Annotated in this window: 10 protein-coding genes; 4 read left to right on the plus strand and 6 right to left on the minus strand. The window is 67.2% G+C overall.

What is annotated here, in order from left to right:
• Positions 1–11: 11 nt before the first annotated feature.
• Positions 12–1,322 (minus strand): aspartate aminotransferase family protein, encoded by a 1,311-nt coding sequence (locus ACSQ3M_RS11190; protein ID WP_436150133.1) that lies wholly within the window; start codon positions 1,320–1,322, stop codon positions 12–14.
• Positions 1,323–1,442: 120 nt separating this feature from the next.
• On the opposite strand from ACSQ3M_RS11190, the gene ACSQ3M_RS11195 reads away from it, so the two are divergent.
• The 3 genes from ACSQ3M_RS11195 (at position 1,443) to hpaH (ending at position 4,113) form a co-directional block, all read left to right on the plus strand.
• Positions 1,443–2,285 (plus strand): LysR family transcriptional regulator, encoded by an 843-nt coding sequence (locus ACSQ3M_RS11195; RefSeq protein ID WP_436150303.1) that lies wholly within the window; start codon positions 1,443–1,445, stop codon positions 2,283–2,285.
• A gap of 157 nt (positions 2,286–2,442) precedes the next feature.
• Entirely contained in the window at positions 2,443–3,306 is an 864-nt protein-coding gene (locus ACSQ3M_RS11200; protein ID WP_436150304.1) for a fumarylacetoacetate hydrolase family protein, read from the plus strand.
• Between the two features lie 3 nt (positions 3,307–3,309).
• Positions 3,310–4,113, plus strand: a complete 804-nt coding sequence (gene hpaH / locus ACSQ3M_RS11205; protein ID WP_436150134.1) for a 2-oxo-hept-4-ene-1,7-dioate hydratase — start codon at positions 3,310–3,312, stop codon at positions 4,111–4,113.
• 46 nt (positions 4,114–4,159) lie between these two features.
• Here the strand turns inward: hpaH and ACSQ3M_RS11210 are convergent, their stop codons facing one another.
• The 5 genes from ACSQ3M_RS11210 to ACSQ3M_RS11230 form a co-directional block, all read right to left on the minus strand.
• Positions 4,160–5,011, minus strand: a complete 852-nt coding sequence (locus tag ACSQ3M_RS11210; protein WP_436150135.1) for an ATP-binding cassette domain-containing protein — start codon at positions 5,009–5,011, stop codon at positions 4,160–4,162.
• Positions 5,011–6,090, minus strand: a complete 1,080-nt coding sequence (locus tag ACSQ3M_RS11215; RefSeq protein WP_436150136.1) for a siderophore-interacting protein — start codon at positions 6,088–6,090, stop codon at positions 5,011–5,013. The genes ACSQ3M_RS11210 and ACSQ3M_RS11215 overlap by 1 nt, the downstream gene beginning before the upstream one ends.
• The gene (gene fhuB / locus ACSQ3M_RS11220; protein WP_436150137.1) at positions 6,083–8,080 is read right to left on the minus strand and encodes a Fe(3+)-hydroxamate ABC transporter permease FhuB; all 1,998 of its coding nucleotides are present in this window, start codon (positions 8,078–8,080) and stop codon (positions 6,083–6,085) included. The genes ACSQ3M_RS11215 and fhuB overlap by 8 nt, the downstream gene beginning before the upstream one ends.
• Positions 8,073–8,951, minus strand: coding sequence for an ABC transporter substrate-binding protein (locus tag ACSQ3M_RS11225; RefSeq protein ID WP_436150138.1), 879 nt, complete (start codon positions 8,949–8,951; stop codon positions 8,073–8,075). Before ACSQ3M_RS11225 ends, fhuB begins: the two co-directional genes overlap by 8 nt.
• A gap of 78 nt (positions 8,952–9,029) precedes the next feature.
• Positions 9,030–11,243, minus strand: coding sequence for a TonB-dependent siderophore receptor (locus tag ACSQ3M_RS11230; RefSeq protein ID WP_436150139.1), 2,214 nt, complete (start codon positions 11,241–11,243; stop codon positions 9,030–9,032).
• 229 nt (positions 11,244–11,472) lie between these two features.
• Here ACSQ3M_RS11230 and ACSQ3M_RS11235 point away from each other — a divergent pair, with 229 nt between their 5' ends.
• On the plus strand, positions 11,473–12,366 hold the full coding sequence (locus ACSQ3M_RS11235) for a helix-turn-helix domain-containing protein (RefSeq protein WP_436150140.1): 894 nt from the start codon (positions 11,473–11,475) through the stop codon (positions 12,364–12,366).
• Positions 12,367–12,423: the final 57 nt, after the last annotated feature.

Genomic DNA, 12,423 nt, shown 5'->3' on the forward strand with positions numbered 1-12,423 from the left:
GCCCGCCAGGCTCATTGCGCTCTGGCGGCGGTCTCGATCGCGTCGGACATGATTGCGAGGCCGTGGTCGATCTCGGCGTCCGAGACCGTCAGCGGTGGCGCGATGCGGAAGACGCCGCCCATGCCGGGGAGCTTGACGATGTTCATGCTCAGGCCGCGGCGCATGGCCTCTTCCATGATCCGCGCCCCGAGCTCGAAGCCCGGCGCCTTGCTCTGCCTGTCGCTCACGACCTCGAGCCCGAGCAGCAGCCCTCGCCCGCGCACGTCCCCGACGCATTCGTATTTCTGCTGGAGGGCGAGCAGCCCCTGCTTCAATCGCTCGCCGCGCTCGCGGGCCTGGGCGACGAGGCCATCGCGCTCGACCACATCGAGAACGGTTACGCCGACCGCCGCCGTCAGCGGATCGGAGACGTGGGTGGTGTAGAACAGGAAGCCGCGTTCGAAGGCTTTCTGCTCGATCGCCTCCGTCGTCATCACCGCCGCCAGCGGCAGGCCGGAGCCGAGGGTCTTGGAGAGCGTCAGGATGTCCGGCGTCACCCCGTCGCGCTGGAAGGCGAACATGTGGCCAGTCCGGCCGACGCCGGTCTGCGCCTCGTCGAGAACCAGAAGCATGCCGCGCTCCTCGCATTTGCGCTTGAGCGCAGCCAGGTAGCCGGGCGGCAGCTCGAGAATGCCGCCGCTCGACAGGATCGGCTCGGCGATGAAGGCCGCCAGATTCCCGGTCGACTGCCGATCGATCAGCTCGAACGCATCGTCGAGCTCGGCCTGCCAGTCATTGCTGCCATCGGGATGCTTGAAGCGCGGGCGATAGGAATTCGGCGCGGGGATCACGAAGGAGCCCGCCGCAGCCGGCCCGTAACCGCGTCGGCCGGCGCTGTAGGTCGCCGACGCCGCCGCACCGGTCATGCCATGCCAGCTCTGGGCGAAGGCGACGACCTCATGGCCGCCGGTCACCAGCTTGGCCATGCGGATGGCGGCCTCGTTCGACTCGGCTCCCGTGGTCAGCAATTGCACCCGGTCAAGCCCGGGTGCGAGCGCAGCCAGCCGTTCGGCCAGTGCCGCGACCGGGCGCGAGAGCATGCCGCTGAACAGATGCGCCACCGACGCCATCTGCCGGTTGACCGTCGCGACGATGTCGGGATGGGTATGGCCGAGCACAGCGCTCATCTGGCCGGAGGTGAAGTCGAGAATGCCGCGACCATCGGCATCGTAGACGAAGGAGCCCTCGGCCCGCTCGACGATGATCGATTCGAAGCTGGGCCCATAACGCGTCAGGTGCTTGTCCGCGACAGCCCAGAAGGCGGGATCGGCATTGAGCGACATCACGTTCCCCTTTTCGGCAGTCTTCTCAGCAATTGCCGTTCCAGAGCGCTACCGATGCTTGCCTCAGCAGGCAAATTGATACTTCTTCAATCCGATATCGATTGGATTGATGGCGCGTCGATGCTCGACCTCGTATTGCTCAGGAACTTCGCCGTGATCGCGCGCACCGGCTCGATCAGCCTCGCTTCGCTCCAGATCGGGCGGACGCAGTCGGCGCTGAGCATGCAGATGCAGCGCCTTGAAGGCCAGATCGGCCAACCGCTTCTGCATCGAAGCGGCTCAGGGGTGCACCTGACCACGGCGGGCCACAAATTCCTGGCTCAGGCCGAGGCCCTGGTTGCCGCCCACGACGAAGTTCTCGCCGACATGCGCGGGACCGGGCTCAAGGGCGCGTTGAACCTGGGCTGCCCCGAGGATTATTCGATCGCCTTCCTGCCGAACCTGCTGCGCGGCTTCTGCGCACTGCACCCCGATGTCGAATTGCGCATGGTTTGCGCGCCGACCTCGGAATTGCGGCCGCTGCTGCATCGCCGCCAGATCGAGATGGCGCTCGTCTCGCTCGCCGATGCCGCCAGCAAGGAGGTCATTCGGCCGGAGCGCTTCGTCTGGGTCGCGAACGAAGCGCAGCCCGCCATACTCCACAGCACCAGCCTGCCTTTGGCGCTGTCGGCGCCGATGACGCTCGATCATCGAGCTGCCTGCGACGCGATGGAAGCGGTCGGCCGGCGCTACCGGATCGCCTTCGCCAGCAACAGCCTTGCCGGGCTGATCGCAATCGCCCGCTCCGGACATGCGATCAGCGTGCTGACCGAGACGGCCGTGCCACCCGATCTCCATATCGTGCACGTTGGGCTACCGCCGCTTCCCTCGATCGGCATCGCTGTGGAGTTCGCCGATCAGCAACCATCGGCGGCCGCGAAAGCCCTTGGCGAGCACATCAGGGTCGAGCTGCCGAGGCTTTGAACCCGCTGATTGACACCGCGTCATGAAAACTGATTAACATGATAATTAATTGATATGGCGCAGCACTCGTGGGCTTCCATCCAGAACCCCTGAGAGCGGGCGCCATGCGTAAATTCAGCGGTTCATCGCCTCGCCAATCATGAGGATACGATCCTTGATCCCAAAGTTCGTCAGTTTTCGTCACGACACTGAAGCGCGCTATGGCCTGATCGTTGCGAACGGCGTCGTCGACCTGTCTGCCCGGTATCGGGCGCAATGGCCGACGCTGCAGCACGTCGTTATCGACCAAGCTTTTGCGCTCCTGGCGGAGAAGGGTGCGACGCTGGCTCCGGATCTGCCGCTCGACGGCCTCCGCTACGAGATTCCGAGCCTCGCACCCGAGAAGATCATCTGCGTCGGCGTGAATTTCCCCGACCGCAATGCCGAGTACAAGGATGGGCAGGAAGCGCCGCCGAATCCGTCGCTGTTTCCGCGGTTCCTGCGCTCGTTCACCGCGCATGAGCAGCCGCTGATCAGGCCGCCCGAGAGCGAGCAGCTCGACTACGAGGGCGAGATCGCGATCGTGATCGGCAAGGCGGGGCGGCGCATTGCCGAGCGCGACGCGCTCGGCCACATCGCGGCGCTGACGCTGTCGAATGAGGGGACGCTGCGTGACTGGGTGCGGCACGCCAAGTTCAACGTCACCCAGGGCAAGAACTTCGACCGCTCCGGTTCGATCGGTCCCTGGCTGGTGCCCTTCACCGATGAGGCGCAGATCGCCGACATCGCCCTGACCACCAGGGTCAACGGCGAGGTCCGCCAAAGCGACCGGACCAGTCGCATGATCTTCTCGTTCAGGAAGATCATCAGCTACATCTCGACCTTCACGACGCTCGTCCCCGGCGACATCCTGATCACCGGCACGCCGACCGGCGCCGGCGCGCGGTTCGACCCGCCGATCTGGCTGAAGCCGGGCGACGTCGTCGAGGTCGAGGCCGAGGGTATCGGCCTCCTCCGCAACACCATCTCCGACGAGGCCTGAGCGATGCTGTCCTCCGACGAAATCTCAGCTGCCGCCCTCAGCCTCGACGAAGCCGAGAGGACACGCCAGCAGACCGGCCTGATGTCGCTGCGCTTTCCGCAGATGACGATGGACGATGCCTATGCAGTCCAGGCCGCCTGGGTGGAGCGCAAGCGCGCGGCCGGCCGCACGATCATCGGCTGGAAGATCGGCCTGACCTCGAAGGCGATGCAGTACGCGCTCGACATCGACACGCCCGATTCCGGCGTGCTGTTCGACGACATGCGCTTCGACGATGGCAGCAACATTCCCAAGGACCGCTTCATCCAGCCGCGCATCGAGGCCGAGATCGCCTTCGTCATGAAGGGCGACCTGCAGGGGCCGGGCGTCACGGTCTTCGACGTGCTCAACGCGACCGACTACGTCGTTCCGGCGCTGGAGATCCTCGACACCCGCATCCTGCGCGTCGATCCGCAGACGAAGAAGGCCCGCACCATCGTCGACACCATCTCGGACAATGCCGCCAATGCCGGCATCGTCGCCGGCGGGCGCGCGATGCGCCCTGATCAGGTCGATCTGCGCTGGGTCGGCGCCATCGTCTCGCGCAACGGCCAGGTCGAGGAGACCGGCCTCGGCGCCGGGGTGCTCAACGACCCGGCACGCGGCATCGCCTGGCTCGCCAACCGGCTCGCGAATTATGGCGGCGAGATCAAGGCGGGACAGATCGTGCTGGCGGGGTCCTTCATCCGACCTGTCGAAGCCCGCCACGGCGACACGATCACAGCCGATTACGGCCCGCTCGGCACCGTGAGCTGCTTCTTCGAGTAAGCACGCAAGTGACGGTGCGCCACACAGAACGCTTCTGGGCGCAGCGTCAGACGAAGGCGAGCGGCCGGCCGCCGTCTGGATGGGGCATCACGCCGACCTCGATGCCATAGATCGCGCGCAGGATATCGGGCCGCACGATCTGCTCGGGCGTGCCGCGCGCGACCAGCCGACCGGAGTGGAGCGCGACGATCTCGTCGCAGAAGCGGGCGGCCATGTTGACGTCATGCAGCACGACGACGATGCCGAGACCCCCCTGGTGCGAGAGCTGCCGCACCAGCGTCAGCACCTCGACCTGATGGGAGAGATCGAGCGCCGCGATGGGCTCGTCGAGCAGCAGGCATTGCGCATCCTGTGCAACCAGCATCGCCAGCCAGGCGCGCTGGCGCTCGCCGCCGGAGAGGCTGTCGGCCAGGCGATCGGCGAAGGGCTCGACATCGGTCAGCGCCATCGCCTGCGCGACCTTGTCGCGATCGCGCTGCCCGAAGCGGCCGAGCGCGCCGTGCCAGGGGTAGCGGCCGAGCGCGACCAGCTCCTTGACCAGCATCCCGGCCGCGGGCGGCGTCTGCTGCGGCAGGTAGGCGAGCTTGCGGGCGAAAGCGCGATTGTCCCAGCTCTCGATCGGGCGGCCGGCGAAGCGCAAGGCCCCTCGCGAGGGCCGTTGCTGGCGCGCCAGTAGCTTCAGCAGCGTCGACTTGCCCGAGCCGTTATGACCGAGGATGCCGATCACCTTGCCTGCATCGAGATCGAGCGTCAGCGGCTCGAGCAGGACGCGGTCACCGACGGAGAAGCCGACGCCCTCCAGCGCGAAGAGCGGCTCGCTTGAAGCGGCGTCGGCTGCGCGATCAGGCGATGCTATGTCGATGAGGTCGGCTGGGCTGGAGATGGTTTCAGTCTGCATCAATCACCGTGGTCGTGGACATCGGCGTGGCCCTTGCGCCAATAGGCCGCGACGAGATGCCGATCCTTCGGCAGCTGGCGCTCGCTGCGCAGGTGTTTGCGGATCGCGCGGGCCGTCGCCTGCTCGCAGCCGGCGAAGACGAACGGTCTGCCATGCTCCGGCAGGGCGATACCGCGCACCGCCTGTGTCAGCAGATCGGTCGAGCCGGCAGGCGCGCCCTTGCGATGCAGCCAGGTCACCTCGATCGCAGCCTGCGAGGCGATATCCTGCTGCTCGCTGGCATCAGCCACTTCAATGACGATGCTGGCTCGGGCGGAACTCGGCAATTCCTCGGCGATCCGCGCGATCGCCGGCAAGGCGGTTTCGTCGCCGCAGAGCAGATACCAGTCGGCCGGGATCACGTCGCCGCCGCCCGGCCCGAGCAGGCCGATGCGGTCACCCGTTTGCGCCTCGCGTGCCCAGATCGAGCCAAGCGAATCGTCGTGCAGCACGACGTCGATATCGAGCTCGCCGCGAGCATGGTCGATCGCGCGGATGGTATAGGTGCGCTTGGCCAGCGCATCCTCGCCCGCCGGCCAGATCACCCGGCTGTCGGGGCCGACACTCGGCCAGGTCGGCGCGCGCCCGCGCGGTGGGATCAGCACGCGCACATGCAGGCCGCCGCTGGTGAAATGGCGGGGATCGTCGCAGGCGACGGTGATACGCCGCATCGCCGGGGTGATGTCGCGGGCGCCACGCACCACGACCTCACGGAAATAGGGAATGCGCGTCTGCGCGGGAGCATCGCCCTGCCAGCTCAGCGAGACGGTCTCGCCCTCCGCGAACTCGACGAGATGCTCGGCGACAGAGGACTTGACGACGAATAGCCGGCTCTCGTCGGGACAGGTCACGGCGATGCGCAGTGCGCCTTCACCCACGGTCAGGTTAACCGACCCGAACGGGCCGTCGAGCCGGGTCCCGCCGTCGCGGCGGGTCACCTCGCCATGCTCGACGAAATGGCCGCAGAGCCGCTCGAGCATGGCTGCCGGATCCGCCAGAGCAACGCTCGCTGTGGCTTGCAGCTTGGTCTCGTTAGCCATGCCGGTTCCCTGTGCGGTTCAAGAGCCAGATCAGATAGGGTCCGCCGATCAGTGCCGCAAACAGCCCAGTCGGCACCTGATAAGGGAAGGCGACGAGGCGCGCGAGCCAATCGGCCAGGATCATCACGCCGCAGCCGATCAGGGCCGAGGCGGCGAGCTGGTCGCGACTGCGCGCAAAGCCGGCGAGGCGCGACAGATGCGGCGCGATCAGCCCGACCAGGCTGAGCGGCCCGGTCAACAGCGACGCGACCGCCGTTGCCAGAGCCGCAACGGCGGCGAGAATTAGGCGGCTGCGTTCGACACCGAGGCCGAGGCCGCGGCTCGTCGCCTCGCCGAGCGGCATCAGATCCAGCCAACGCGCGGCGAGGAAGAGCGGCGCGATCAGGACGACGCAGCCGATCAAGCCAATCCAGACCTCGAATTCGCCGGCGCGATTGGTCGAGCCCGACAGCCAGGTCAGCAGCACATAAGCGCGCAGATCGCCCTTCGCGAGCGCGGTCGAGACCAGTGCCATGCAGAGCGCGCCCATGGCGATGCCAGCAAGCAAAAGGCGTTGCGAGCCGATGCCCGGACGGCCCGCCAGCATCAGCATGATGAGGAGCACGGTGAGCGAGCCGCCGGCGATGCCGGCGAGCATTGAGAACGGGCTGAAGGGCAATAATGCGAGTGCAAGCGTCAGCCCGACGCCGCCGCCGGCACTGACGCCAAGCACTTCCGGCCCGGCCAATGGGTTGGCGGTGAGGCGCTGCATCAGGCAGCCGGCAGCGCCGAGCAGGGCGCCGGCCGCGCCGGCAGCGACCAGGCGCGGCCCTCGGAAGGGCAGCAGATCGGCGAAGAGCGCGCCGGTCGCCAGCCCCCAGCCCTGCGGCCCGCGGCCGAGGACGAGGCCGAGCAGAGCGATGATCGCGATCGCCACCGCGAGGGCGGCCAGCGCCAGGAATGGCCGTGCGATGCGGCGCGTCAGGGCCAGCGCATCGACGGTCTGCGCGGGCGGTGCGGGAGGCACGCGGCGCATCAGCCAGAGCAGCAGTGGCCCACCGAACAAGGCGGTGGCAGCGCCGGTCGGAGCGAAGTCGTTGAAGCCGGAACCGAGCAACTGCACTGCGCTGTCGGTGATCGAGAGCAGGAGTGCGCCGAGCGCAGGCGCCGCCAGCAGCAGCTGGCGTTGCGTACGCGCGCCGAATTCGCGTGCCAGCGTCGGCGCGGCGAGGCCGACGAAACCGATGACGCCGACCTCGGCGGTGACGCTGGCCGCGAGCCAGACCGCTACGCCGAGCACCGCGAACCGCGCGGCGTGCAAGGCGAGGCCGAGACTGCGGGCGACGTCGTCGCCGAGACCAAGCAGGCCGAGCGGGCGCAATAGCAGCGCTGCGGCGATGCCACCGAGCAGCAGGCGCGGGCCGAGTGCCAGCGCGGCATCCCAGCTCTGCTGGTTGAGCGAACCGGCGCCCCAGATGAAGAGCGAAAGCACGTAGTCGCCCTTGGCGAGGATAACGGTCGCGCTCAGCGCCGCCGCGATCAGCGCGACGACCATGCCGGAGAGGATGACCGTCATCGGATCGAGCCCGCGCCGCCAGCTCAGGCCGAGCACGAGCGCGACAGCGGCGATGGCCCCCGCCAGCGCGACACCTTCGCGCGACAAGACGATCAGGGCTGGCGCGTAGGCCGTCGCGGCCGTCAAGGCGAGCTGCGCGCCGGAGACGACACCGAGCGTCGATGCATCCGCGACCGGGTTGCGCAGCACGCGCTGCAGTAGAACGGCGGCAAGGCCGAGCGCTGCACCGCAGATCAGTGCGGTGACGCTGCGCGGCACCAGGCTGTGCCAAAGCAGGATGGATTGGAGCGTTCGGGCGAGCTCGCCCGAGGCCGGCAGCGCCGGGCGTGTCGCTGCCACGGCAGCAAAGAGCAGCGCAGCCGCCAGCACAGCGAGGAACCAGAGGCCGAGATCGCGATGTGGTAGCCGTCGCAGCGGCAGGGCAGTGTCAGCCACGGCCCGCCTCCGCCGCCAGCACTGCTTCGGTCAGGAGCCGGGCGAACCGCCGCGCCGCCGGCAGGCCGCCATAGGGATTGATCGAGGCGAGCCGCAGCAGCCGTCCCTCGCGCAGATTGGGCAAAGCATTCCAGAAAGCACTCCGCGCGAGCACCTCCAATGCGCCGGGCGGCACGGGCGGGATCAGGGCGATCCAGGCGTCGGGTACACGCACCAGCGCCTCGAGACCGACCGGCGCCGTGGCGGAATAGCTGGTATCATCGGTCCAGGCGTTGGCGAGGCCGAGTCGCTTCAGTACTTCGCCGAACATGCTGTCGGCGCCGAAGACGCGGAAATGCCTGGCATCGCCGAGATTGATCGGGATCACCGGGCGCCCCGCATGCGGCTTCAGGCGTTCGCGCAGGGGAGCGAACTCGACTTCGGTCTCGGCGAGATAGCGCTCGGCGATGCCGCCCATGCCGAGACGCTCGCCGATGCTGCGCATCATCGCTGCCGCCGGCTCGAAGGGCGGCCGGCCCGGCGCATAGATCGAGAAACGTTCCACCGGCGCGATCCGCAGTAGCCGCGGCTCCGAGCTGGCATAGAAGCTCGACGAATAGATCAGCTCCGGCCGGGAGAGCAGCAGCAGTTCGAAATTGACCGTGCCGCGCAGGCCGAGATCGGTCACCGTTCCCGGCACCTGCGGCTCGACCGCAACCTCGCGGAACTGCAGAAGCTCGGGGGCGGCGACCGGAGCAACGCCGAGTGCGAGCAGCGTTTCCAGCACCGACCAATCCACCGTCGCGATGCGAAGACCCGCCGCCTGCGCCGACCGCGGCAGGGCCACCGCCGCCAGCATGGCGAGCGTGGAGCGTCGGGTCGGGAACGCCATCGGGTCGGTCATATCAGCGGTCTATCACAGGCAAAGGCCGCAGCAGGCGCTGCGGCCTTTGTACCGGGTGCAACGCCTCTACCAGCGATAATTGGCGGAGACGGTGACCGTGCGAGCATCGCCATAACCGCAGCCGGACTGGCCGTTGCAGCTCTTCACATAGGCCTTGTCGAACAGGTTGGTGACGTTGAGCGCCATGCCCCAATTGCCGATCTGATAGCGGATCGCGGCATCGACCAAGGTCGCCGACGGCACCTTCAGTGTGTTCTCGGCATTGGCGTAGGAGCTGCCGACATAGCGCACGCCGGCACCGAGCCCGATACCTTTGAAGAAGCCTTCGGGCACGGTGTAGTCGAGCCAGGCCGAGGCGGTGACCTCGGGCACGACGACCGGCGTCCTGCCGACCAGCAGCGGGCGGGTATCCTTGGTCGTCTTCAGGTCGAAGGCGGTGAAGGAGGCGAGCAGCTTCAGGTCCTTGGTGATGTTGGCCTTGGCCTCGAACTCGACGCCGCGCGAGGTTACCTCGCCGAGCTGCTGCTGCGCGAACGGGTTGAGCGCGGTCGGGGCCGGGTTGAGCACGTTCTGCTTGGTGATCTGGAAGACCGATGCGGTGAACAGCGCGTCCATGAAGGTCGGCTTGTACTTCACGCCGGCCTCGAACTGCCGGCCCTCTTCCGGCCGGAAGGGTTGGCCGGGCCCGCCGAGCAGATTGGGCACGGCGTCGAAGACAGGGGTGAAGAAGGTCGCCGCGCTGACATAGGGGGTGAGCCCGTTGGCGAACTCGTAGCCGAGGCCGGCGCGGCCGCTCCAGGACGCTTCCTTCTTGTCATAGGTCGGCGAGAACAGCAGGCCGGCGGGGCTGACCGACTTCTTGTCGACATAGTCGTAGCGGCCGTTCAGCGTCAGCAGGAAGCCGCCGCCGAAGCGGATCTGATCCTGAGCATAGAAGCCGATCTGATGATGCTTCAGGTTCTGGTTGAGGTAGACGCCGGTCGGGCCCTGCTGCGCCCCATAGATCGGATTGGTGACGCTGATCGTGGTCGCGCCGCCCGAGGCCTGGGTGTGGTCGATGTTGAAGTATTTGTAGTCGATGCCGAAGAGCAGCGAGTGCTCAAGCGGGCCGGTGACGACCTTGCCGTCGATGCGGTTGTCGATCGTGAAGGTCCGAACCCGCGTCTTCTCCTGGAAGCCGATGCGGTAGAGTTGGTAGTCGGGTCCGAGCGGCTGCAGTCGGTCGCCGAAGGGCGCATCGGGGCCAGCATAGCCGAAGCCGTAGGGCCCGAGCTGCGAACCCTTCATCGTGCCGTAGCGCAGGTTCTGGGTGAAGTTCCAGTTGTTGGCGAACTGATGCTGGAACTCGTAGCCGAGCAGCATCTCGGTGCGCTCCTGATCATCGATCGAGGGCTCGCCGAGGAAGGCCTTGCGCCGGATCTTGCCGAAGGGCGCGTTCACCACCGTGCCGACATAGGGCAGGAAGCCACCGCCGACATGGATCTGGTCGAGCGCCGAATAGATGCCATAGGCGGTGATGCGGGTGGCGCCGGTCGGCTGATAGGTGATCTGCGGCATGATCGTGCCGCGGAAATCCTTGGCGACGTCGGTGTACTGGTCGCCGCCGGAGAGCTTGCCGGTCAGGCGCGTGCTCCAGACCCCCTGCTTGTCGCTGAGGCCGACATCGAGGCCGACATAGGCGTTGCCGAAATTGTTGATGCCGGCCTCGACATAGCCGAAATTCTTGGCCGTAGGGCGCTTGCTGACGAGATTGACGATGCCGCCGGGGGTCGAGCCGCCATAGAGCACCGAGGCCGGGCCTTTCAGCACCTCGACGCGTTCGAGCAGGAACGGATTGATCTGGAAGCCGCCGAAGCCGTAGCCGTAGAGCTGCAGCCCGTCCATGAAGACGCCGGTCTGCGTCGCCTGGAAGCCGCGGATGAAGATCCAGTCGGTATCGGGATCGGGCCCGAAGGCCTGGGCAGCGACGCCCGCGGTGTAGCGCAGTGCCTCGTCGACCTTGAGCGCCTTGCGGTCGTCGATCTCGTCGCGGCCGAGCACCGAGACCGCCTGCGGGATCGCAGTGATTGGCGTGTTCGCCTTCGAGCCCGCGGTCGAGCGCGTCGCAACATAGCCGTTGACCGGCCCGGTGGCGCCGCCCTCACCCTCGACCGTGATGGTGTCGAGTTGGACCGTGGGAGCGGGCTGCCCTTGCGCCCAGGCAGTCCCGGCACAAAGCAGAGCGAGCGACGCAGTCGAGCCAAGAAGAAATCTAGTCTTCATCGCCAGATAGTAGCACATTCTCGATCTCAGCCCCAATAATTGCCGCCACTTCAGAACTGATCGAACTTAGAACTGTTCAAAAGCAGCGCTCAGCTTTCCGTTGGGCAATATCAGTATCGCGCGAGGCGGGATTGATCGTTCCTGTCATGCATTGAACGTTCTTGGGCGCGCGTCTACAATTGCGCTGATCACGTTGCATTTTGAACACGCGCCGAGGCGCGATCATCCGGCACTGCGGAGGCTAAAGATGGGTTTCCAGCCGCGCATGCGCTCGGTCCGCGAAGGCATCAGCGTCATCGGCTCGCTCAAATACCGGGTCTGGAACGGCGTCGTCGCCGATCTCTGGCAGGCTGAATGCCAGGCCGGCGCCAGCGGCGAGTACGTCTCCGAGCATCCGCGCCTGTTCGTGGTGCTCGACAAGGTCGGCGGCAATTTCGAGACGCGGCTCAATCCGCATGAGCCGGGGATTTCCAGCCGGGCCCGCGCCAATGCCATCAGCTTCATGCCGGCCGGCTTGCCGGTCTGGGGACGCACGCAGCAGCGCATGCGCATCCGCCATCTCGACCTGCATTTCGATGCCGCCACCGTCAGTGAGCGGCTCGGTGAAGCCTTGTCGCCCGAGCGGCTGGCGCAGCCGCGTATCGCCTTCTCGAACGAGCGCATTCTGACATTGGCGCGATTGATCGCCGGCGAGTGTGCCGAACCGGATGCGCGGCATGACCTCTATGGCGACGGACTGGTGCTCGCGGTCCTGATCGATCTCTTCGGTGTGCGCGCCAACGCGCCACGCCAGCGCACGCCGCTGAGCAGCTGGCAGCTCAAGGCGGTGACCGACCACATCAACGACCATGCGGCGGGCACGATCCGGCTGCAGGACCTCGCCGAGCTCGTCGGCATGTCGCAATCGCATTTCAGCCACGCCTTCAAGGCCTCGACCGGCCTGCCGCCGCACCAATGGCAGCTCAAGGCGCGGATCGAGCGCGGCCAGCGCCTGCTCGCAGCGGGCGACCGGCCCTTGACCGAGATCGCGGCGGATGCCGGCTTCTCCGACCAGGCGCATTTCACCCGCGTCTTCCGCCGCATGGTCGGCGAGACGCCGGCCGCCTGGCGCCGCGGCGCGGCGGCGCAGCCATCAAGCTAGCCAGGCCGCCGGGCGCGCCGCCGCCCCTTTCGGACGGCGGTTCGGGGCGGCGCGGCA

Source organism: Allobosea sp. LjRoot90, from assembly GCF_964254315.1.
Lineage (GTDB): Bacteria > Pseudomonadota > Alphaproteobacteria > Rhizobiales > Beijerinckiaceae > Allobosea.

Coding starts and splice junctions, on each gene's coding strand:
- ACSQ3M_RS11190 (WP_436150133.1), bottom strand. CDS start 1,322: ATGTCGCTCAATGCCGATCCCGCCTTCTGGGCTGTCGCGGACAAGCAC.
- ACSQ3M_RS11195 (WP_436150303.1), top strand. CDS start 1,443: ATGCTCGACCTCGTATTGCTCAGGAACTTCGCCGTGATCGCGCGCACC.
- hpaH (WP_436150134.1), top strand. CDS start 3,310: ATGCTGTCCTCCGACGAAATCTCAGCTGCCGCCCTCAGCCTCGACGAA.
- ACSQ3M_RS11210 (WP_436150135.1), bottom strand. CDS start 5,011: ATGCAGACTGAAACCATCTCCAGCCCAGCCGACCTCATCGACATAGCA.
- ACSQ3M_RS11215 (WP_436150136.1), bottom strand. CDS start 6,090: ATGGCTAACGAGACCAAGCTGCAAGCCACAGCGAGCGTTGCTCTGGCG.
- ACSQ3M_RS11225 (WP_436150138.1), bottom strand. CDS start 8,951: ATGGCGTTCCCGACCCGACGCTCCACGCTCGCCATGCTGGCGGCGGTG.
- ACSQ3M_RS11230 (WP_436150139.1), bottom strand. CDS start 11,243: ATGTGCTACTATCTGGCGATGAAGACTAGATTTCTTCTTGGCTCGACT.
- ACSQ3M_RS11235 (WP_436150140.1), top strand. CDS start 11,473: ATGGGTTTCCAGCCGCGCATGCGCTCGGTCCGCGAAGGCATCAGCGTC.